22 protein-coding genes are annotated in these 21,778 nt (G+C 65.4%); 17 read left to right on the top strand and 5 right to left on the bottom strand.

Annotated elements, in window-relative coordinates:
* The 13 genes from urtC (at position 1) to ureG (ending at position 10,026) form a co-directional block, all read left to right on the top strand.
* Complete coding sequence (gene urtC, locus OKW45_RS29110) at positions 1-1,200, top strand: urea ABC transporter permease subunit UrtC (protein ID WP_429472584.1); 1,200 nt, start codon at positions 1-3, stop codon at positions 1,198-1,200.
* Complete coding sequence (gene urtD / locus OKW45_RS29115; RefSeq protein ID WP_187611808.1) at positions 1,200-2,063, top strand: urea ABC transporter ATP-binding protein UrtD; 864 nt, start codon at positions 1,200-1,202, stop codon at positions 2,061-2,063. The genes urtC and urtD overlap by 1 nt, the downstream gene beginning before the upstream one ends.
* A 50-nt stretch (positions 2,064-2,113) precedes the next feature.
* Positions 2,114-2,806 (top strand): urea ABC transporter ATP-binding subunit UrtE, encoded by a 693-nt coding sequence (gene urtE, locus OKW45_RS29120; protein WP_429472586.1) that lies wholly within the window; start codon positions 2,114-2,116, stop codon positions 2,804-2,806.
* Positions 2,807-2,881: 75 nt separating this feature from the next.
* Positions 2,882-3,241, top strand: a complete 360-nt coding sequence (locus OKW45_RS29125; protein WP_113061892.1) for a hypothetical protein — start codon at positions 2,882-2,884, stop codon at positions 3,239-3,241.
* Positions 3,242-3,299: 58 nt separating this feature from the next.
* Positions 3,300-3,497: a hypothetical protein gene (locus OKW45_RS29130; RefSeq protein ID WP_018419651.1), complete on the top strand. Its 198-nt coding sequence runs from the start codon at positions 3,300-3,302 to the stop codon at positions 3,495-3,497.
* A gap of 71 nt (positions 3,498-3,568) precedes the next feature.
* Entirely contained in the window at positions 3,569-4,438 is an 870-nt protein-coding gene (locus OKW45_RS29135) for an urease accessory protein UreD (RefSeq protein ID WP_429472588.1), read from the top strand.
* 215 nt (positions 4,439-4,653) lie between these two features.
* Positions 4,654-5,466, top strand: coding sequence for a transporter substrate-binding domain-containing protein (locus OKW45_RS29140; RefSeq protein ID WP_429472590.1), 813 nt, complete (start codon positions 4,654-4,656; stop codon positions 5,464-5,466).
* Positions 5,467-5,627: 161 nt separating this feature from the next.
* Positions 5,628-5,930 (top strand): urease subunit gamma, encoded by a 303-nt coding sequence (ureA, locus tag OKW45_RS29145; protein ID WP_008923043.1) that lies wholly within the window; start codon positions 5,628-5,630, stop codon positions 5,928-5,930.
* A 25-nt stretch (positions 5,931-5,955) separates the two neighbouring features.
* Positions 5,956-6,261 (top strand): urease subunit beta, encoded by a 306-nt coding sequence (locus OKW45_RS29150; RefSeq protein ID WP_013088655.1) that lies wholly within the window; start codon positions 5,956-5,958, stop codon positions 6,259-6,261.
* 76 nt (positions 6,262-6,337) lie between these two features.
* On the top strand, positions 6,338-8,044 hold the full coding sequence (gene ureC / locus OKW45_RS29155; RefSeq protein WP_429472592.1) for an urease subunit alpha: 1,707 nt from the start codon (positions 6,338-6,340) through the stop codon (positions 8,042-8,044).
* A gap of 2 nt (positions 8,045-8,046) precedes the next feature.
* Entirely contained in the window at positions 8,047-8,676 is a 630-nt protein-coding gene (ureE, locus tag OKW45_RS29160; RefSeq protein WP_429472594.1) for an urease accessory protein UreE, read from the top strand.
* On the top strand, positions 8,663-9,343 hold the full coding sequence (locus OKW45_RS29165) for an urease accessory protein UreF (protein WP_184007949.1): 681 nt from the start codon (positions 8,663-8,665) through the stop codon (positions 9,341-9,343). Before ureE ends, OKW45_RS29165 begins: the two co-directional genes overlap by 14 nt.
* A 20-nt stretch (positions 9,344-9,363) precedes the next feature.
* Entirely contained in the window at positions 9,364-10,026 is a 663-nt protein-coding gene (gene ureG / locus OKW45_RS29170; RefSeq protein WP_184007713.1) for an urease accessory protein UreG, read from the top strand.
* 144 nt (positions 10,027-10,170) lie between these two features.
* Here the strand turns inward: ureG and waaA are convergent, their stop codons facing one another.
* From waaA to OKW45_RS29190, 4 genes are all read right to left on the bottom strand, one after another.
* Positions 10,171-11,484 carry a lipid IV(A) 3-deoxy-D-manno-octulosonic acid transferase gene (gene waaA, locus OKW45_RS29175; protein WP_018419643.1) on the bottom strand — a complete coding sequence of 438 codons (1,314 nt, stop codon included), beginning with the start codon at positions 11,482-11,484 and terminating at the stop codon, positions 10,171-10,173.
* Positions 11,485-11,572: 88 nt separating this feature from the next.
* Entirely contained in the window at positions 11,573-12,457 is an 885-nt protein-coding gene (gene kdoO, locus OKW45_RS29180; RefSeq protein WP_018419642.1) for a Kdo hydroxylase KdoO, read from the bottom strand.
* Between the two features lie 80 nt (positions 12,458-12,537).
* Positions 12,538-13,539 (bottom strand): lipopolysaccharide heptosyltransferase I, encoded by a 1,002-nt coding sequence (gene waaC, locus OKW45_RS29185; protein ID WP_184007710.1) that lies wholly within the window; start codon positions 13,537-13,539, stop codon positions 12,538-12,540.
* Between the two features lie 176 nt (positions 13,540-13,715).
* Positions 13,716-15,110 (bottom strand): phosphomannomutase/phosphoglucomutase, encoded by a 1,395-nt coding sequence (locus OKW45_RS29190; RefSeq protein WP_429472597.1) that lies wholly within the window; start codon positions 15,108-15,110, stop codon positions 13,716-13,718.
* A gap of 342 nt (positions 15,111-15,452) precedes the next feature.
* Between OKW45_RS29190 and OKW45_RS29195 the strand changes: the two genes are divergently transcribed.
* The 4 genes from OKW45_RS29195 (at position 15,453) to galE (ending at position 19,852) form a co-directional block, all read left to right on the top strand.
* Entirely contained in the window at positions 15,453-16,715 is a 1,263-nt protein-coding gene (locus OKW45_RS29195) for an oligosaccharide flippase family protein (protein WP_429472599.1), read from the top strand.
* A complete protein-coding gene (locus OKW45_RS29200) occupies positions 16,712-17,542 on the top strand; it encodes a glycosyltransferase (protein WP_429472601.1) in 831 nt (276 codons plus the stop codon). Before OKW45_RS29195 ends, OKW45_RS29200 begins: the two co-directional genes overlap by 4 nt.
* Positions 17,543-17,667: 125 nt before the next feature.
* Entirely contained in the window at positions 17,668-18,816 is a 1,149-nt protein-coding gene (locus OKW45_RS29205) for a glycosyltransferase family 4 protein (RefSeq protein WP_018419637.1), read from the top strand.
* A gap of 13 nt (positions 18,817-18,829) precedes the next feature.
* Positions 18,830-19,852, top strand: a complete 1,023-nt coding sequence (gene galE, locus OKW45_RS29210; protein ID WP_429294630.1) for a UDP-glucose 4-epimerase GalE — start codon at positions 18,830-18,832, stop codon at positions 19,850-19,852.
* Between the two features lie 124 nt (positions 19,853-19,976).
* Here the strand turns inward: galE and OKW45_RS29215 are convergent, their stop codons facing one another.
* Positions 19,977-21,536: a methyl-accepting chemotaxis protein gene (locus OKW45_RS29215; RefSeq protein ID WP_018419635.1), complete on the bottom strand. Its 1,560-nt coding sequence runs from the start codon at positions 21,534-21,536 to the stop codon at positions 19,977-19,979.
* Positions 21,537-21,778 lie beyond the last annotated feature (242 nt).

The raw sequence follows: 21,778 nt of genomic DNA on the forward strand, positions 1-21,778 counted from the left end.
ATGACATCGGCTACTTCATCGGCAGACCCCGCTTCCGCTTCGTCGTCGCGCGCCAGTGCCGCTGGCGCTGGCGGCGCGCGCGAGTCCAACACCGGCTTCGCGCTCGGCCTGCCACCGCGGCCCGCGCTGTTGTCGCGTCGCGCGTGGCTCGCGCTGATCGCGCTGATCATCGTGTTCGGCCTCGGCGTGCCGTTCGCCGCGCTGGTGATTCCGGAGACGAGCGCCTTTCATCTGTCCGCGTATGCGATGACGCTGACCGGCAAGTTCATGTGCTATGCGATCGCCGCGCTCGCACTCGATCTGGTGTGGGGCTACTGCGGCATCCTGAGTTTGGGTCACGCCTTGTTCTTCGCGCTCGGCGGCTACGCGATCGGCATGTACCTGATGCGCGCGATCGGCCACGACGGCAAGTACGGCAGCGATCTGCCCGACTTCATGGTGTTTCTCGACTGGCACCAGTTGCCGTGGTACTGGCAGGGCACGCAGCATCTCGGCTACGCGCTCTTGCTTGTGGTGCTGGTACCCGCCGTGGTCGCGTGGGTGTTCGGCTTCTTCACGTTCCGCTCGCGCGTGAAGGGCGTCTATCTGTCGATCATCACGCAGGCCATGACCTTCGCCGCGATGCTGCTGTTCTATCGCAACGAGACGGGCTTCGGCGGCAATAACGGCTTTACCGACTTCAAGCGCATCGGCGGTTTTCCGATCACGCATCAGGGCACGCGCGCCGCCTTGCTGCTCATTACGTTCGCGGTGCTGATCGCCGCGTTCATCGGCGCGCGCGCGATCGTCACGTCGAAGCTCGGCCGCGTGGTGACCGCGGTGCGCGACGGCGAAACGCGGCTGATGTTCCTCGGCTACAGCCCGCTCGCGTACAAGCTGTTCGTGTGGACCGTGTCGGCGGTGCTGTGCGGCATCGCGGGCGCGTTGTACGTGCCGCAGGTCGGCATCATCAATCCGGGCGAGATGTCGCCGGGCAACTCGATCGAAATGGCGATCTGGGTGGCGGTCGGCGGACGCGGCACGCTGATCGGCCCCATCATCGGCGCGTTCGCCGTGAACGGTGCGAAGAGCTTCTTCACGGCGAACTTCCCCGAATACTGGCTGTTCTTTCTCGGCCTGATCTTCGTGCTGGTGCCGCTGCTGCTGCCGAACGGCATCATGGGGCTCGCCGATCTGCTGACGCGTAAAAGGAACCGCTGATGAACGAAAACCCGATGGTTCCCGATCTGGATTTACCCGAAGCACCACCGGAACGCTCGCTGAGCGGCGTCGCGAGCATGGGACACGCGGTCGTGCCCGGCGAGATCGACGTATCGCACGGCACGATCCTCTACCTCGAAGACGTGACGGTCAGCTTCGACGGCTTTCGCGCGCTGAACGCGCTGTCGCTCGCGATCGACGCGGGCGAACTGCGCTGCATCATCGGCCCGAACGGCGCGGGCAAGACGACGATGATGGACGTGATCACGGGCAAGACCGCGCCCGATCACGGCAAGGTGTTTCTCGGCCAGTCGATCGATCTCACGCGCATGAACGAACCGGCGATCGCGCGCGCCGGCATCGGCCGCAAGTTCCAGAAGCCGACCGTGTTCGAGCAGCATCCGGTGTGGGAAAACCTCGAACTCGCGATGAAGACCGACAAGGGCTGGTGGGCGTCGCTGCGCGCGCGGCTCGATGGCGACGCGCAGGCCCGCATCGAGGAAACGCTCGCGCTGATCGGGCTGGAAAGCGAAGCGCGAAGGCTCGCCGGCGAGCTGTCGCATGGCCAGAAGCAGCGCCTCGAAATCGGCATGCTGCTGATGCAGCAACCGGCGCTGCTGCTGCTCGACGAACCCGCGGCCGGCATGACCGACGACGAAACGATGCAACTCGCCGAATTGCTCAACCACCTGCGCGGCACCTGCTCGATGATGGTCGTCGAGCACGACATGGAGTTCGTCGCGGCGCTCGCGGGCGACACAGGCAAGGTTACGGTGATGGCCGAAGGCCGCGTGCTCGCGCACGGCACGCTCGACGAAGTCAAGCGCGACGAGACGGTGATCGAGTCTTATCTGGGCCGCTGATTGCTCCCGGAAGCGGCACCGCATCGTCAACCCGACAGGACGACTGAACAATGCTCGAAGTAGACCGACTGAACCAATACTACGGCGGCAGCCATATTCTGCGCGACGTGAAGCTCACGGTGCCCGACGGCAAGCTGACGGTGCTGCTCGGGCGCAACGGCGTCGGCAAGACCACGCTGCTGCGCTGCCTGATGGGCGTCGTGCCCGCGAAAAGCGGCGCGATCGCGTGGCGCGGCGAACAGTTGATGAAACTGCCGACCCATGCCCGCGTCACCCAGGGGCTCGCCTACGTGCCGCAGGGCCGCGATATCTTTCCGCGCCTCACCGTCGAGGAAAATCTGCTGGTGGGCGCGGCGAGCAGAAGGGCGCCGAAAAAAATCCCCGAGCGCATCTACGAGCTTTTCCCGGTACTGAAGGACATGCGCAACCGGCGCGGCGGCGATCTCTCCGGCGGTCAGCAGCAACAGCTCGCGATTGGCCGCGCGCTGATGAGCGAGCCGCAACTGCTGATCCTCGATGAGCCGACCGAGGGCATCCAGCCGTCGATCATTCAGGACATCGGCCGCACGCTGCGGCAGCTCGTCGAGGACATGGGCATGACGGTGCTGCTGGTCGAGCAGTATTACGACTTCGCCAAAGCGATCGCCGATCGTTACTGGGTGATGAGTCGCGGCGAGATCGTCGCGGGCGGCGAGGGGGCGAACATGGATACGGATGGGGTAAGAGGGTTGATTGCCGTGTAAGCGAGCTCAAGTTATCCGCCGCGCAACCGTTACACAGGCTAGGCAACGCCGCAACGGTTCGACGAGGTGGACACCATGAACGACAACAAGCAGGTCAGACGCGAGTTTTACAGAAACCCAGCCTCCTATTGCAGGGTGATGAACGTCGTGTCGGCGGTCACTTTCGGTCTATTCGAGGTGGACAACGGCGGTACGGTCGGCATGCTGTCGGTGCGCTGGGAGAAGCTCGGCAACGAACTCGCGCCCCAGCTGCACGCGTATTACGACAGCTGGCACGTGCTCGCGTCGTTCCCCGACGTTCTCGCGAGAATGGCCGGGACGACCGGGCCGTCGTGTTCGCCGGAAGCTTTCTGTCAGCTATTGCTCGACTGCGGATTCATCAATCGCGCGGAACGGGGCGTGGACGATCACGCCGAGCCGACACTAGTACGCTAGACGCCGCCGCGATACGGCCTGGGTCGGCGACACAACATCGATATAGAGGGAGAAAAGCATGTCCGTGACGGTTCATGTCGAATATCAGTATTGCCAACATGGCAAGAAAGCAATCCAGACAGGCAGCGACTCGTTGACCGTCCAGGAAAACACCCCCCGCGCGATCCTTGCGTTGCTGCGACTGTTGCATCCGCAGTGGGAGGGCATCAAGGTGCTGTCGGTGACCGAGGCCTCGCCAGAAGGGGCCGCATCGTAGCCGCTTGCGCGGCTTCCGCGCTTCGACACGCGTGCTATCCTCGCCGCACGCCGATTCCCCCATCCATCCGCATGTCGCTTCACGAAAATCACGCCACGCTCGCCGCCGGGCACACGCCGTGGCGCGCGCGACTCGAACTCGGCTTCGTCGGCGGCGACGCTCGCACGACGCTCGCGCACCGGCGGCACGACGGACCGCTGCGCGTGCAACGGCCGCTCTATCCGGAAGGCCCGGCGATCTGTCACGCGGTGATCGTGCATCCGCCCGGCGGCGTCGCGGGTGGCGATCAGCTCGACATCGACATCACGCTCGCCGCGCACACGCATGCGGTGCTGACGACGCCGGGCGCAACCAAGTGGTACAAGTCGAACGGCCGCGCGGCGCGGCAGCGCATCGCGCTGCGTGTCGGTGAGCACGCGAAGCTCGACTGGCTGCCGCAGAACAACATCGTGTTCGATCATGCGAACGCGCAACTCGATTTTTCGTTGACGCTCGGCGCCGGCGCGAGCGCGATCGGCTGGGACGCGACCCAGCTCGGACGCCAGGCGGCCGGCGAACGCTGGTCGGCGGGTAGCTTGCGCGCGGTGTCGCGCATCGTCGGCGCGAATGGCGAGCTGCTGTGGTTCGAACGCGCGAGCCTCACCGCCGACGATCCGCTGCGCGGCGCGCCGCAGGGGCTCGCCGGCTTTCCGGCCTACGGCACGCTGTGGGCCGTAGGCGCCGCTTGCGACGACGCGCTCGCCGAATCGCTGAGCGCGCAACTGCCGTTCGACGATACGTTGCGAGCGGCCGCGTCGTGCGTGACGAACGGCGTGCTGCTCGTGCGCGCGGTGTCGCGCTCGATGGAAACGCTGCAGCACGCGCTCACGCGCTGCTGGCTGCAATTGCGGCCGGTCGTGCATGGTGTCACGGCGGTGCCGTTGCGGATCTGGTCGACCTGAGAGCACGGCTTCCCGCTTTCGTCTTCATCACGCTCTTTGCGCACCAAGGCGGCGCACGCGCACGCCCCAACCATGTGCGCGAACTGGCGCAGCACGCCGCCACGCCGCGCCGCAGAGGGATGGCACACAGCTTGCGTTGCACTCGCCACTTCGCGGCCGGCCACGATGAAGCCAGCGACGACCCGACTCCAACGACACTACCACCGCTCACGCCCATGACCCGCACTCTCTCCCGCTCCGCGCGCCGCGCCTTGCTGGCCGCATTGCTCGCCCTGCCCATCGTCGCCGATCTCGCGTTTCATGCGGGCCCCGCGCACGCCGACACGCTCGACAACATCGCCAAGGCCGGCGTGCTGAAGGTCGCCGTGCCCGAGGACTATCCGCCGTTCGGCTCGGTCGGCCCCGACATGAAGCCGCAGGGCTATGACATCGACACGGCCGCGCTGCTCGCCAAAGCGATGAACGTGAAGCTCGAACTCGTGCCGGTCAACAGCGCGAACCGCATTCCGTATCTGCAAACGGGCAAGGTCGACCTCGTGATCTCGTCGCTCGGCAAAACGCCCGAGCGCGAGAAGGTGATCGACTTTTCGAACGCGTACGCGCCGTACTACCAGGGCGTGTTCGGTCCCGCCGACATCAAGGTGAGCGGTCCCGCCGATCTCACCGGCAAGACCGTCGGCGCGACGCGCGGCGCGCTCGAGGAAATCGGTCTCACGCAGATGGCGCCGAACGCGACGATCAAGCGCTTCGAGGACAACAACGCGACGATCGCCGCGTTCCTGTCCGGCCAGGTGCAACTGATCGCGGCCGGCAACATCGTCGCGGCCGCGATCCTCGCGAAAAATCCGCCGCGCCGTCCGGAGCCGAAGTTCGTGATCAAGAACTCGCCGTGCTTCGTCGGCATGAACAAGAACGAGCCGCGCCTGCAACAGAAGGTCGATACCGCGATCGCCCAGGCCAAACACGACGGCACGCTCGGTGCGATGTCGAAGAAGTGGTTCGGCGCACCGCTGCCCGCCGACCTGTAATTTTGCAGACGCGGTGGCATGCGCGGTCGCAAACGCAGTTGTAAGCGCGCCGTTAGCCGGACTTGATACCGTGATCGGCTGATCGCGCGACGCCAGGACCCCGTCACCGCGGCGCGACCACGACGCCGCCACGACACATCAAACGCCGAGACCCACACCCGATGAAGCTGACACCTCGCGAGAAGGACAAGCTGCTGATCTTCACCGCCGCGCTGCTCGCCGAACGGCGCCGCGCGCGCGGCCTCAAGCTGAACTATCCGGAGGCGGTCGCCTTCATCACCGCCGCGCTGATGGAAGCCGCGCGCGACGGCAAGAGCGTCGCCGAGGTGATGCACTATGGCACCACGCTGCTCACGCGCGCCGACGTGATGGAGGGCGTGCCCGAGATGATCCCCGACATCCAGGTCGAAGCGACGTTTCCCGACGGCACCAAGCTCGTCACCGTCCATCACCCGATTCCCTGAACTCCTCTTCGTCAAGGCAGGCCCCATGATTCCCGGCGAACTCCTCATCGACGACGGCGAGCACGAACTGAACGCGGGCCGCGCGACGGTCACGGTGGTCGTGTCGAATACCGGCGACCGTCCCGTGCAGATCGGCTCGCATTATCATTTCTACGAGGTGAACGACGCGCTGTCGTTCGATCGCGAAGCGGCGCGCGGCTTTCGCCTGAACATCGCGGCGGGCACCGCGGTGCGCTTCGAGCCCGGTCAGGAGCGCACGGTCGAACTCGTCGCGCTGGCCGGCGAGCGCGTCGTCTACGGCTTCAACGGCAAGGTGATGGGCAAGCTGTGATGCGCTGCCCGCGCCCTGGCGTTTCGACCGCCCTGCTCCGCCTTGCCTTGCCTGTCGCTCATTTCGGACCCACACCATGACACTACGCATTGGCCGCCGCGCGTACGCGGAGATGTTCGGCCCCACCACCGGCGACCGCGTGCGCCTCGCCGACACCGAACTGCTGATCGAGATCGAGCGCGACTTCACGACCTACGGTGAAGAGGTCAAGTTCGGCGGCGGCAAGGTGATTCGCGACGGCATGGGCCAGTCGCAGCGCGTGCATGCCGAGGTCGTCGATACCGTCGTGACGAACGCGGTGATCCTCGATCACTGGGGCATCGTGAAGGCCGACATCGGCATCAAGGACGGCCGCATCGCGGCGATCGGCAAGGCCGGCAATCCGGACATCCAGCCGAACGTGACGATCGCGATTGGCGCGGCCACCGAAGTGATCGCGGGCGAAGGGCTGATCGTGACCGCGGGCGGCATCGATACGCACATCCACTTCATCAGCCCGCAGCAGATCGAGGAAGCGCTCGCGAGCGGCGTGACGACGATGCTCGGCGGCGGCACCGGCCCCGCGACCGGCACGAATGCGACGACCTGCACGCCGGGGCCGTGGCATCTCGAACGCATGCTGCAAGCGGCCGACGGCTATCCGATGAACCTCGGCTTTCTCGGCAAGGGCAACGTGAGCCAGCCGGCCCCGCTGACCGAACAGATCGCCGCGGGCGCGATCGGCCTGAAGCTGCACGAGGACTGGGGCACGACGCCCGCGGCGATCGACAACTGCCTTGGCGTCGCCGACGATACCGACACGCAGGTCGCGATCCACACGGATACGCTAAACGAAGCGGGCTTCGTCGAAGCGACCGTCGCCGCGTTCAAGGGCCGCACGATCCACACGTATCACACCGAAGGCGCGGGCGGCGGCCACGCCCCCGACATCATCAAGGTGTGCGGCGAAGCGAACGTGCTGCCGTCATCGACGAATCCGACGCGGCCCTACACGGTCAACACGCTCGACGAGCATCTCGACATGCTGATGGTGTGCCATCACCTCGATCCGTCGATCGCCGAAGACATCGCGTTCGCCGAATCGCGGATTCGCCGCGAGACGATCGCCGCCGAGGACATCCTGCACGATCTCGGCGCGCTGTCGATGCTTTCTTCGGATTCGCAGGCGATGGGCCGCGTCGGCGAAGTGATCATCCGCACGTGGCAGACCGCGCACAAGTTGAAGGTGCAACGCGGCGCGCTGCCCGAGGACAACGCGCGCCACGACAATTTCCGCGCGAAACGCTATGTCGCGAAGTACACGATCAATCCGGCGATCACGCACGGCATCGCGCATGAAGTCGGTTCGATCGAACCGGGCAAGTGGGCCGACCTCGTGTTCTGGGAGCCGGCGTTCTTTGGCATCAAGCCGTCGCTGATCCTGAAGGGCGGCATGATCGCGATGGCGCAGATGGGCGATCCGAATGCGTCGATTCCGACGCCGCAGCCCGTGCACTATCGCGAGATGTTCGCGACGCGCGGCGGAGCGCTGGGCCGCACGTCGCTGACCTTCGTGTCGCAACTCGCCGCCGATGCGAACGTGGCCGAACGCTATGGTTTGCAGAAACGCATCGTCGCGGTAAAAAACTGCCGTAACGTGACGAAGGCCGACATGATTCACAACGCGTGGCGCCCGAACATCAGCGTCGATCCGGAAACCTACCAGGTGATCGCCGACGGCCAGTTGCTGACCTGCGATCCGGCCACCGTGCTGCCGATGGCGCAACGCTATTTCCTGTTCTGATCATGCGTACACTGAACAAACTTCTCGCGCCGCATCTGAAGATCGCGCCGGTACTCGTCAAGCGTGCGCCGACTTTGACGCTCGCGTTCGATGAACGTCGCAAGAGCCGTCTCGCCGCGACGCTCGATGACGGCGAGGAAATCGCCTTGCTGTTGCCGCGCGGCACCGTGCTGCGCGATGGCGACGTGCTCGTCGCCGATGATGGCGGGCTCGTGCGTGTCGTTGCTGCTGATGAAGCCGTGCTTGTCGTACGCGCATCGGACGCGTTGACGTTGACGCGCGCCGCCTATCACCTCGGCAATCGTCATACGCCGGTCGAAGTGGGCGCCGATTATCTGAAGCTCGAATACGATCCGGTGCTCGCCGACATGCTCAAGCGCATCGGCGTGACGGTCGAGCAGGTGTCGCTGCCGTTTCAGCCTGAAGCCGGGGCGTATGGCGGTGGACATAAGCATGGGCACGACGAGACGTTCGCCGAGGACTATGCGATCGCGCAGCAGGTGTTTGGTGAGCATCACGGGCATGAGCATGCGCATGAGGGTTCTCCGCACTCGCACGATCACGACCATGACCACGTGCACGACGAAACGTGCGGACATGAACACCACTCGCATCACCATGCGCATCGCTGAACTCACCGCGCTGCTGCATCTCGCGTCGCCGGCGCTGCCGATTGGCGCGTTCAGCTATTCCCAGGGACTCGAAGCGGCGATCGAAGCGCAGCTCATCACCGATGCCGACTCCGCGCGCATATGGATTGAACGCGGCCTGACCGACGTGCTCGCGCGCGGCGAGTTGCCGTTCCTCGCGCAGCAGATCGAGCGCTGGCGCACGCACGACGCCGTGGAACTCGCCGACGCCAACGCCGAATTCCTCGCGAGTCGCGAGTCCGCCGAACTGCGCCGCGAAACGGAGCAGATGGGCTGGTCGCTGCGACAACTGTGCGTGTCGCTCGAATGGGGCGATGTGGCGAGGCGCGAAACGCTCGCGTCGCTCACGCCACTCGCGCTGCCGAGCGCGTTCGCATTCGCCGCCCACGCGCACAATGCTCCGGTCGATGCCGCGCTCGCCGCCTATGCGTTCAGCTGGGTCGAGAACCAGGCCGCCGCCGCGTTGAAGGCGGTGCCGCTCGGCCAACTCGCGGGGCAGCGCATCATCGTCGCGCTGCGTGAGCCGATCGACGCGGCCGTCGCGCGCGCGCTCGCGACCTCGCGCGACGACCTCAACACGTTCGCACCGCAGCTCGGCATTCTGTCGGCGCGCCACGAGTCGCAGTATTCGCGGCTCTTCCGCTCGTAACACGATTCCCACGATCCATCATGAACGCACCTCATCATCCTGCTTCCCATACCGCGACCCAGACCCGCACGAAGAAGCTGCCGCCGCTGCGCGTGGGCGTCGGCGGCCCGGTCGGCTCGGGCAAGACCACGCTGCTCGAAATGCTGTGCAAGGCGATGCGCGACCAGTACGACCTCGTCGCGATCACGAACGACATCTACACGAAAGAGGATCAGCGTCTGCTGACCGTCGCGGGCGCGCTGCCGGCCGAGCGCATCATGGGCGTCGAGACGGGCGGCTGCCCGCACACGGCGATCCGCGAGGACGCATCGATCAACCTCGAAGCGGTCGACCGCATGCTCACGCGTTTTCCGGATGCGGACATCGTGTTCATCGAATCGGGCGGCGACAACCTCGCGGCGACCTTCAGCCCGGAGCTGTCGGACCTGACGATCTACGTGATCGACGTCGCGGGCGGCGAGAAGATTCCGCGCAAGGGCGGACCCGGCATCACGAAGTCGGATCTGCTCGTGATCAACAAGACCGATCTCGCGCCGCTGGTGGGCGCGAACCTCGACGTGATGGCATCCGATGCGAAGAAGATGCGCGGCGAGCGGCCGTTTGTGATGTGTAATCTGAAGGTGCTCGAGGGTCTCGACGACGTGGTTAAGTTTATTGAAAAGAAGGGGTTGTTGAAGGTGTAAGCAAGTGACGCTTCACTCGCCAGGATGGCGTTCGCACTTCTTCGCTGAGCGCGCGGGTCCCTGCGCCGAAAACCCAGTTGAGCTCTAAAAAGTACAACAGAGTCGGGCGTCCCTTTTTTGCTAACCGCGGCACCACAGTCACCCCTATTCCGGCAACAACGCCGCCAACACATCCACCGTCCTCGCCGTCGCCCCGCGATGCCTCGCCGCAAACGCGGCAGCCGCACCGCCCATCGCGAGCCGCCGCGACTTGTCGCCGAACAGCTCGCGCAGCGCGCGCGCCAGATCGGCCGGGTCCTGCACCTGCACGGCGGCACCGGCCGCGACCGCATCGGCGGTGGCTTGCGTGAAGTTGAACACGTGCGGCCCGATCAGCACCGGCACGCCGACCGCGCACGCTTCGATCAGGTTCTGTCCGCCAAGCGGCAACAGACTGCCGCCGATAAACGCAAGATCCGACGCCGCGTAGTAAGCGCCCAACTCGCCCATCGAATCGCCGAGCAGCACGTTCACGTCGCGAGGCAGCGGCGCCACGCCATCGTCAGCGGTGCGCGCCGCCGACGCGACCTTCGCATCGGGCGCCCAACTCGATCGGCGTTCGAGCCGCAACCCCGCTTTCTCGACGAGCGCCGCGACTTCATTGAAGCGCTGCGGATGACGCGGCACCAGAATCAGCAGCGCATCATCGATGCCTAGCGCCGCGAACGCCTCGAGCACGAGCGCTTCTTCGCCCTCGCGCGTGCTCGCCGCGACCCACACGGGCCGCGTGCCGATCGCCGCGCGCCATGCGTGGCCGCGTGCCGCGAGTTCGGGCGGCGTGCTCATGTCGAACTTCAGATTGCCGAGCACCGCGACATTGCGCGCGCCGAGCGAGGTCAACCGCTCGGCATCGGACGGACTCTGCGCGAGCACGCGCGCGAAGCCGCCGAACACGTCCTTCGTCGCACCGCCGAATTTCGCCGCGCGCTTGAACGAACGCGCCGACATCCGCGCGTTGGTCAGCACGAGCGGCACGTCGGCGCGACGGCACTCGTCGATCAAGGTCGGCCACACCTCGGTTTCCATCACGAGACCGAGCGACGGCCGCCACACGCGCAAGAAGCGCCGTACCGCATGCGGCATGTCGTACGGTAGATAACTGCGCAACACGCGGTCGCCGAAAATCTCGATGCCTGTCGCACGGCCGCTCGGCGTCATGTGCGTAAGCAGAATGCGCGCGTCGGGGCGCGCATTCATCAGCGCATCGATCAGCGGCTGCGCGGCGCGCGTCTCGCCGACCGACACCGCATGCACCCAGATCAACGGCGCGCTGTCTTCTGGCAAGCGCCCGCGCGAATAACCGAAGCGCTCGCCGATATGCTCGCGATAACCGCGCTCCTTGCGCGAACGGATCAACAGACGCAGCACCGCAAGCGGCGCGATGAGCCACCAGAGCGCGCGATAGATCGCCCTTAGCATCGGCGCCCCGCGTGATTCGGAAAGCGCAGCGCGCTCACGCGCGCGATGCGGGCCGGCATCTGCCCGGCCTTCGAATCGACCGCCGCGCTCAAACCAGCGCCCTGCCCTTCAGGCGCTCGAGAATGCCGAGCGGCGCGCATTCCGGCTGCGCCATCGCCTTCACTGGCAGGAAGAAAGTCTGCTCCAGCATGAACTGGCCGGACATCACCGCATGCGAGGTCTGATCCGAGAAACACACCCACACGCTGCCCGGTGGAAACGGCATGGTTTGTTGCGGGCTCGTCTTCTGATAGTCGAGGTCGGCCTTCATGCCATCGTGCAGACTGAGCATCAGATGATCGTATTCGCTGCGCAGCGATTTGGTCACATGCAGCAGGTTCAGCAGCCACGCGGAGCCCGGCATCTGCGGCTTGATACGCGGCAGGAAGCGCCGCGCCATGTCCTCGAACGGCTCGCCGACGCGCCATACGCGCGGCACGCCATGCGGATTGACGTTGGTGAACACGCGCAGGATGCGCTCGCCGTAATTCGGCCGCGACGGAAACGCGTCGACGTGCAGACGGCTATCGTCCTTGCGCCACGAGGTTTCGCGTGTCTCGACCTGATGCAACCGCAGGCTCGTCGGCGCGACACGCAGCTTGCCGCTGTACTCGGGAAAGAGCCCGTCGACGAGCGTGCGCGCATTCGCCTGATAACGCGCGATCAACGCGCGCACCGCCGACTGCGTGACCGCATCGCCGGCCACGCCATGCAGCGCGCCGCCGTTCGGTTCGAGGCTGATGTTCTTGCGGTTCGGATCGGCGAGCGCCGGGTCGAGCAGCGCCTGCTCGCCACCGTCGATCGCGAAGCGCAGGTTCGGGAAGTACAGCACCTTGCCGCGCTCGACGCCGGCGAGCAGCGTCTCACGCGGCACGGACAGATTGCAGCCGTGCCAGTCGGCGTTCGCTACTTCGATGATCTGGGATTCGTTCATGGTCGCCCTTTGGAACGGAGGGTGCGCAAGGCGAAGCGCACCGACAGGTTGCAGCAGGTGCTGATGCCTGCCGGCCCGGGTTACAACAGCCCGAAGCCGGCAAGCGCCGACTTCACCTGCTGCAGCGTAGGCGGCTGCCCCGCCGCACCGAGATTGACGACGTTCGGCGACCAGTAGCCGCCGGTGCGCCACGCGGTCGAGAAATTGTACAACTCGAGCGTGGGCCGCTTCAGCGCCGCCGCGATGTGGACCAGACCTGTGTCGACCCCGACCGTCGCGGCCGCGCCATCGATCAGCCCCACCACCGCCGGCAGCGACAGCTTCGGCGGCACGATCGCGGCCGCGCCGAACTCTTTCGCGAGCCGCTCGCTGGTCGCGCGCTCGGCGTCGCTGCCCCACGGCAGCACGATCGACGCGCCGCGCCGCACCAGCGCTTGCCCGAGTTCGATCCACGCGGCATCGGGCCACTGCTTGTCGGCGCGCGAAGTCGCGTGCACGAAGACCACGTACGGCACCGGCAGATTCAGATTCGCCTGCGACAGCGCGAGCGCGGCGCGGCCCGTGTCGAGGCCGAAGTCGATGTCGTCGGTGGGTTGCGGCGGCGGATCGTTCAGCGCCGCGGCCACCAGTTGACGCGTGCGTTCGACCACGTGCGTGCGCGGCGCGATCGGCACGCGCCGCCCGTAGAAAAAGCGCACCGGCCATTCGTAGCCGGCGCCGTCGGTACGGTTGCCGAGGCCGACGAGCGGTCCGCGCGCCATGTTCGCGAGCCACGCGGTCTTGATGAGGCCCTGGCAGTCGATCACCAGATCGTAGTGCTCGGCGGCGAGCGCGCGGCGAAACGCGCCGATCTCGCGCCAGTTGTCGACGGACAGGATGCGCTTGCGCCAGCGCCGCAGCGACACCGGAATCGCGCGCCGCACACCGCTCACGAGTTCCACGAGCCCGACGAAGCTTTCCTCGACGAGCCAGTCGATCTGCGCGTCGGGATGGCGGCGCCGGATGTCGGCGATCACGGGCATGTTGTGAACGACGTCGCCCAGCGACGACACCCTCACGATCAGTATCTTTTGCGCGCTCAAGAGTGGGAAAACCGGCTATCCGGCATCGAAGATGCGTTGAAAGGACCGCAATTCTAGCGCGCCGTCCACGAAAGACATGAAAAACGCGGCGCGGTAAGGCAACCCGCGCCGCGTTCGGTAGCGGCGACGCTTCGAGCCGTCTTGACGAACTTCGAAGCGCCGTGCCGCATCAGCCGTTAGAACGGCAGTTTCGCATCGGCCTTCTCCGCGAGAATCACGCGGCGGAAGTCGTCCTGGATGCGTTTGAGCGCCGCGTCGTTGTCGGCCTCGAAACGCATCACCACGACCGGCGTCGTGTTCGACGAACGCGCGAGGCCGAAGCCGTCCGGATACTCGACGCGCAGACCGTCGATCTTCACGACGTTGTCCGCGCCGGTGAACTTCGCGTTCTGCTGCATACGCGCGATCAGCTCGAAGTTCTCGCCTTCCTCGAGTTTCAGTTGCAGCTCGGGCGTGGAGTGCGAGTTCGGCAGCGAGTTCAGCAGCTTGCTCGGGTCGGCGACACGCGTGAGGATCTCAAGCAGACGCGCTCCCGTGTACAGGCCGTCGTCGAAACCATACCAGCGGTCCTTGAAGAACACGTGGCCGCTCATTTCGCCAGCCAGCGGCGCGCCGGTTTCGCGCAGCTTCGCCTTCACGAGCGAGTGGCCGGTCTTCCACATCAGCGGCTCGCCGCCCTTGTCCTTGACCCACTTCGCGAGATTGCGCGTGCACTTCACGTCGTAGATGATCTGCGCGCCCTTGTTGCGCGACAGCACTTCTTCGGCGAACAGCATCAGCTGACGGTCCGGGTAGATGATCTGGCCGTCTTTGGTGACGACGCCGAGGCGGTCGCCGTCGCCGTCGAACGCGAAGCCGATTTCCGCATCCGTTTCCTTCAGCGCGCGAATCACGTCTTCGAGGTTCTCCGGGTGCGCCGGGTCCGGGTGGTGATTCGGGAAGTTGCCGTCGATTTCGGTGAACAGTTCGACGAGTTCGCAGCCGAGCTTCCTGAACAGCTTCGGCGCGAGCCCACCGGCCACGCCGTTGCCGGTATCGACGACGATCTTGATCGGACGCGCGAGCTTCACGTCGCTCGCGATGCGCTCGAGATACGCGTCGGCGATGTCGTACTCGGCGTAGCTGCCGCTGCCGTCGGCGAAGTTCTCGTCGACGATGCGCTGATGCAGCGCGAGGATCTGCTCGCCGTAAATGGCCGCGCCGCGCAGCACCATCTTGAAGCCGTTGTAGTCCGGCGGATTATGGCTACCCGTCACGACGATGCACGAGTCGACGCGCCGCTCGCCGCCCGCCAGTTTCAACGGTACGCTCGCCGCGAAGTAGCCGACCGGCGTGGGCACCATACCCACGTTCACGACATCGACGCCGGCCGCACGCAAGCCGTCGGACAGCGCCCCGATCAGCTCGGGGCCCGACAGGCGTCCGTCGCGCGCGACCACGACCGCGTCGCCGCCCTGCGCACGCACTTCGCTTCCGAATGCGCGACCGATGGAACGCGCGGCGTCGGCGTCGAGCGTCTTGCCAATGACGCCACGAATGTCATAGGCCTTGAAAATGGATTTGGAGATCATGTTGGCTCACTTGCGTGCAATGGAAAATTTTGACCTGCGCACCGACCTCGACCGGTAACAATCGCCGGCAAAAACGCGCTAAAAATTCGCGTTAAAAACCACGGTAATACTCGCGTTAAAAACACGTGTTGCCGCGCCTCGATGCGACCTTGCCGGAAGCGGTCCGGTTCCAATTTATAATTGCGCTTTTCTGACCAGCCTGAATATCGCCATTCTAATGCTTAGACGCCCTCCTTTTGTAAAGTTGCCGTGGCTGCCGGCCGGGCGGGCGAATGCGCATAGCGCCGCATGCATGGCCGTACGAGGCGGCTTGACCGACGCGCAGCGGCGAGCGGCCAACGGATGCTGACACTCAAGCGCTTCGCCAATCCCGACGTCACCCGAGCGTTCACGAACATCGTCTGGCTGGGTCTCGAGCGGCTCACGCAGATCGGCGTCGCAATCGTGATCAGCGGCATGCTCGCGCGTTACTTCGGGCCCGAAACCTTCGGCAAATGGCAGTACGCGAATACGCTGCTGCTGGTGCTGTCGCCGATCACCTGGGTCTGCGGCGCGGAAATCCTCGTACCGACCATCGTCAACCGGCCGCCCGAACAACTCGGCACCGTCCTCGGCAGCGCGTTCGCGTTGCGCTTTTCCGTCTCGGCCGTTGCGCTGCTGCTTACATGGCTCGGCATTGCGCTGCACTTCTTCGAACCGCTCGTCGGTGCGATGCTCGCCGGCCTCGCGGTGACGATGCTGTTTCGCGAGCCGTTCGTCGGCGTGATCAACGCGTGGCTGCAAAGCATGACCTACAGCAAGCCGCAATTGCTGACCAGCATGAGCACCGCGGTGATCAAGGCGGGTCTCGTCTATCTGCTGGTGCGCGCGACGGCCGCGCCCGCGCGTTTCGGCTGGCTGTGGGCGCTCGAATCGGCGGCGATCGGCGCGGTGCTGTTGCTCTACTTCATGCGCCGGCATGGCGGCAAGCTGGGCTGGCACGTCGAACGTTCGCTCTTCAGGCACTTCGCGAGCGCGGGCACCGTGTTCTGGCTCGGGCTGATCTGTATGTATCTGTTTCTGAAACTGGACCGGCTGATGCTTGAACGCGCGATTTCGTTCGCCGACCTCGGACGCTACTCGGCCGCCCAGCAGTTGAATGAAAACTGGATCACGCTCGCGCTGATGCTCGCGCAAACCATTGCGCCCGCATTCGTCTACCGCGTGCAAGGCATCGCGCAACTGCGCCGCAACATGTGGCGGCTCACCGCGCTGACCGCCGTGCTGATGGTGTGCGGCGCGTTCGTGCTCGATCTGCTCGCGGGCTTCATCATCCGCCGTGTGTTCGGGCCGGACTTCGAAGGCGCGATCGAAATCTTCCGCTGGGCGGTGTGGCTGTCGGTGCCGGCCGGCATCGAGGCGATCGGCAATCTGGTCGTGCTCAAATATCAGGCCAAGTTCGTGTTGCTCGCCAAGTGGCTGCTCGCGCTCGCCGTCGCGTTCGCGGTCAATCTGCTGGCGATCCCGCGGCTCGGCGCGTATGGCGCGCTCGTCGGCCTCGCGGCCGGCTATCTGGCGGCCGTCTCGGTCAATCTTTATTACATCCGTTTCAAATTGCGCCCATGACGAATTCATCCGCCACCGCGCAAACCACGCTCGACGACGTCGCAGTGCTGATACCCGCCTATAACGGCCAGGCGGACGTCGATTCTACGCTCGCGTCGTTCGAAGAAAGTGCGCTGGTGCACGTACTGATCGTCGATGACGGCAGCATGCCGCCGATCGTCGCGCCCACGCTGCCGAACCTGAAGATCGAAGTGCTGCGCATGGCGCAGAACGGCGGCATCGAGCGTGCGCTGCGAACCGGCATCGACGCGCTCGCGCAGCGCGGCTTTCGCTATGCGGCGCGCATCGACGCGGGCGATCGCGCGGTGCCACAGCGGCTCGCGAAACAGCGCGCGTTCATGGAAGCGCATCCGAACGTGGCGGGCCTCGGCATGTGGACCCAGGTCGTCACGCGCGCGGGCGAGCCGCTTTTCATGCTGACGCCGCCGGCCGAGCCGAACGTGATCCGGCGCCAGCGCTTTTTCCGCTCGTGCCTCGCGCATCCGTCGATGATGCTGCGTATCGATGCCGTCCGCACAGTCGGCAGCTACCGCGCCGCGTATCGTTCGGCGGAGGACCTCGATCTGTTCGTTCGTCTGATGGAACGCTACGACTGCGCGAATCTGCCGGAACTCGGCCTTTTCTATGAGCTGAACGAAGGCGGCATCAGCGCGACGAAACGGCGCCGGCAGATCGGTTCGACGCTGCGTTTGCAGTTGCGCTACTTCAACGTGGCCAATCCGTACGACTGGTTGGGCCTCGCGAAGAATCTGTTGCATCTCATGCTGCCTTATCGCACGTTGCAGCGGGTCAAGCGCGCGCTGCTCACGCCGCGCGCGAGCCGTTGAGTCGCGCCGCGTGTGAGCGCTGTCGTTGCCGCTGTCGCTTCATTCGCTGAGTTTCGCGCCGCATCGTAGGGCGCTGTATTCGTATCAATGGTCCACACTTCATTCAACGCCCGGCATTTCTTCGCATGAAGCCCTCTTTCAAGTCGACGCCCGCGCTACGCATTACACTCGTTTGCAACACGGCCTGGGCAATCTATACCTATCGGCAAGGGCTGATCCGCACGCTGATCGGGCGCGGCGTCGACGTGACGGTGCTCGCGCCGCGCGACCGCACGTTCGAGTTGCTCGCCGCGATGGGCTGCCGTTGCATCGAGCTGCCGATGGCGTCGAAAGGCACGAGTCCGGGCGAAGATCTGCGCACGCTCGTCGCGCTCTATCGGCAGTACAGGACCATCCGTCCGCATGTCGTGTTTCACTACACGATCAAGCCGAACATCTACGGCTCGATCGCCGCGAAGCTGGCTGGCGTGCAGTCGGTGGCGGTCACCACCGGGCTCGGCTACGTGTTCATCCAGCACAGCCGCGCCGCGCAGATCGCCAAAAGGCTGTATCGTTTTGCGTTCCGCTTTCCGCGTGAAGTGTGGTTCCTGAATCGCGACGATCAGGCCGCGTTCATCGACGGCAAGCTGCTCGTGCATCCGGAGCGCGCGCGGCTGTTGCACGGCGAGGGCGTCGATCTCGAGCAGTTCGCGTTCACGCCGCTGCGCGAGCGCGCGGAGTTTCGCTTCCTGCTGATCGGGCGGCTGCTGTGGGACAAGGGCGTCGGCGAATACGTCGAGGCCGCGCGGCAATTGCGCGCGCGCTACCGCCACGCGCGCTTTCAGCTGCTCGGGCCGGTCGGCGTCGACAATCCGAGCGCGATCACGCGCGACGAAGTCGCCGCGTGGGAACAGGAAGGCGTGATCGAATATCTGGGCGAGGCGCACGACGTGCGGCCGTTCATCGCCGACGCCGATTGCGTGGTGCTGCCGTCGTATCGCGAAGGCGTGCCGCGCACGCTGATGGAAGCGTCGGCGATGGGCCGGCCGATCGTCGCCACCGACGTGCCCGGCTGCCGCGAAGTAGTGGCCGACGGCGTCAACGGCTTGCTGTGCGAAGTGCGCAATGCGCAGAGCCTCGCCGCGAGTCTCGCGCGCATGCTCGACATGAGCGGCGCGGAGCGGCGCGCGATGGCGGAACGCGGCCGGCAGAAAGTCGCAACCGAATTCGACGAACGCATGGTCGTCGAAACCTATAAAGACCTGGTGCAAAAAATCACGGGTGTTTTACTTTAATGGGAGCAACAGCATGACCACGAAGGGCACGATTCTGGTAACGGGCGGCGCGGGTTTCATCGGCTCGCACACCTGCGTCGAACTGCTGAACGGCGGCTACGACGTCGTGGTGATCGACAACCTCGTGAACAGCAAGCGCGAAGCGGTGCGGCGGGTCGAGAAAATCACCGGGCGTGCGGTGAGCTTCTATGACGACGACGCGCGCGACGCAGCCGCGCTGCAGCGGATTTTCGATGCGCATCCGATCACCGGCGCGATTCATTTCGCGGCGCTGAAAGCGGTCGGCGAGTCGGTCGCGAAGCCGATCGAGTACTACGCGAACAACGTCGGCAGCCTGCTGACGCTACTCGGCGTGATGCGCGATCGCAACGTCAAGCAGTTCGTGTTCAGTTCGTCGGCAACGGTGTACGGCGTGCCGAAGAGCTCGCCTATCGACGAATCGTTCCCGCTGTCGGCGACCAATCCGTATGGTCAATCGAAGCTGATCGCCGAGCAGATCCTGCGCGATCTCGAAGTGTCGGACCCGTCGTGGCGCATCGCGACGCTGCGCTACTTCAATCCGGTCGGCGCGCATGAAAGTGGCCTGATCGGCGAAGATCCGGCCGGCATTCCGAACAACCTGATGCCGTACGTCGCACAGGTCGCGGTCGGCAAGCTCGACAAGCTGCGCGTGTTCGGCGGCGACTACGAGACGCCCGACGGCACCGGCGTGCGTGACTACATCCACGTGGTCGATCTCGCGCGCGGGCATCTCGCCGCGCTCGATGCGCTCGTCGAGCGCGATGCGAGCTTCGTCGTCAATCTCGGCACGGGCCAGGGCTATAGCGTGCTCGACGTGGTGCGCTCGTTCGAGAAGGCGTCGGGGCGGCCGGTGCCGTATGAGATCGTCGCGCGCCGCCCGGGCGATGTCGCGCAGTGTTTCGCGGACCCGAGCGCGGCCGAGAAAATCATCGGCTGGCGCGCGCAGTTCGGCATCGAGCGCATGTGCGCGGACCACTGGCGCTGGCAGTCCACAAATCCGCAGGGGTTTGCATAAAGCGCTTCGGCACCAGCGCATCCCGTTAAAAAACGGCGGCGGCATTCGCGTAGCGCGGATGCCGCCGCCGTTTGCTTTGGCGCTCACCTCGTCAGAACGGTGAGCGCCGTGGCTGGTGAACGCGTTACGCCGTTGCCCCTTCCAGCTGGAACACCGCGACCGCATCACGCAACGCCATCGCATGCTCCTCCAGCGACTTCGCCGCGGCCGCCGCCTGCTCGACGAGAGCCGCGTTGTGCTGGGTGACCTCGTCGATCTGCGACACCGCCTTGTTGACCTGCTCGATACCGTCGCTCTGTTCGAGCGCCGACGCCTCGATCTCGCTCATCACGCCGGTCACGCGCTCGACGGCCGTCAGCGCTTCCTGAATCGTCTTCTGCGCATCCGACACCAGCGAGGCACCCTCCTCGACCTTTGCCGCCGACTCGCCGATCAGCTCCTTGATCTCCTTGGCCGCCGCGCCCGAGCGCTGCGCGAGGCTGCGCACTTCCGAGGCGACCACCGCGAAGCCGCGTCCCTGCTCGCCCGCGCGCGCCGCTTCGACGGCCGCGTTCAACGCGAGAATGTTGGTCTGGAACGCGATCCCCTCGATCATGCCGATGATCTCCGTGACCTTGCGCGACGACTGGCTGATGCCGTCCATCGTCTCCGTCACGCGCGACACCACCTTGCCGCCGCGCGAGACCGTATCGAGCGCGCCGTGCGCGAGGCGGTTCGCCTGCTTGGCGTTGTCGGCGTTCTGTTTCACGGTCGCCGACAGCTGCTCCATGCTCGCCGCGGTCTGCTGCAGCGCGGCCGCCTGCTGCTCGGTGCGCGCCGACAGATCGGCATTGCCCGAGGCGATCTCGTTCGCGCCCTGTGTGATCGCGCTCGTGCTGCCGCGTACTTTGCCGACCGTTTCGACGAGGCCGTCGCGCATCCGCGTCAGCGCGCCGAGGAGCTGGCCCATCTCGTTGCGCGATTTCACCTTGATCGCGCCGCTCAGGTCGCCGGCCGCGATGCGCTCGAAGTGCTTGACCGTCGCGTTGACCGGCTTGATCAGCGCCGACGACAACGCGACGCGCGCGCCCACCGCAATCACGAGCGCGATCACCGCGATCGCGCCGAACAGCACTGTCGCGAGCTGGAAGCGTCGCGCGCCGGTCGCGGCCTGCTGATGCTGATTGTCCATCTGCGCTTTTTCGAGCGCGTCGATCGCTTTCGAGTACGACGCGTACAGGCTGTTCGCCGTGTCGCCCTGGATGTTGCGGAAGGTGTTGAAGTCGAAATCGGTCAACGCCTTGAATTCCGGCTCGATCGCCTTGTCGACGAGCGCCGCGCGCGCGTCGCCGACGCTCTGCGCGAGCTTGCGCTCGGCGTCGCTCTCGAACGGGCCGGCCATGTAGTTGCGGAAGTCGTGGTTAGATTCGAGCAGCACCTTGTGCGCGGCCGGCAGCAGATCGTCGGTCTGCTTGCCGACGCTGAACAAGGTCTGATAGGTGCCCAATGCGAGCTGCACCTGCAGAAGCTTCTCGGAACTCGCCTTCAGATGCGACAGCGCGACCGCACTGCGCTGCGTGTCGTCGAGGCTGTCGTTGGCGAGCTTCAGCGCGCCGTAGCCGACAGCGATCACCGTCAAAAGGAAGGCGACGAATACGCTGATCACGAGCGTCAGTCCGCCACGAATTGTGATGTTATTTAGCATTGGGTCTCCGGAACGCCTTTGTTGCGCGCGACTTACACTTCGTCGCATCCAGGTTTACGGTTGCGGCGCGCGCGCGCCGCATAGGGGGAATCCATGAGGAGCGAGCGCTCACGGGCCTGTGCGGGCCGCTTCGGTCTCGCTATCTGGGATTTTTTGCTGGCCTGGATGAAAGCTTCGCGCCCGTGCCGCGCGCCGGCCGCCGCACGTTTCGTTTGTATAATTCCGCGTCTTCGCTCAGGCCC

This window comes from Paraburkholderia lebeckiae (assembly GCF_050436225.1).
Lineage (GTDB): Bacteria > Pseudomonadota > Gammaproteobacteria > Burkholderiales > Burkholderiaceae > Paraburkholderia > Paraburkholderia tuberum.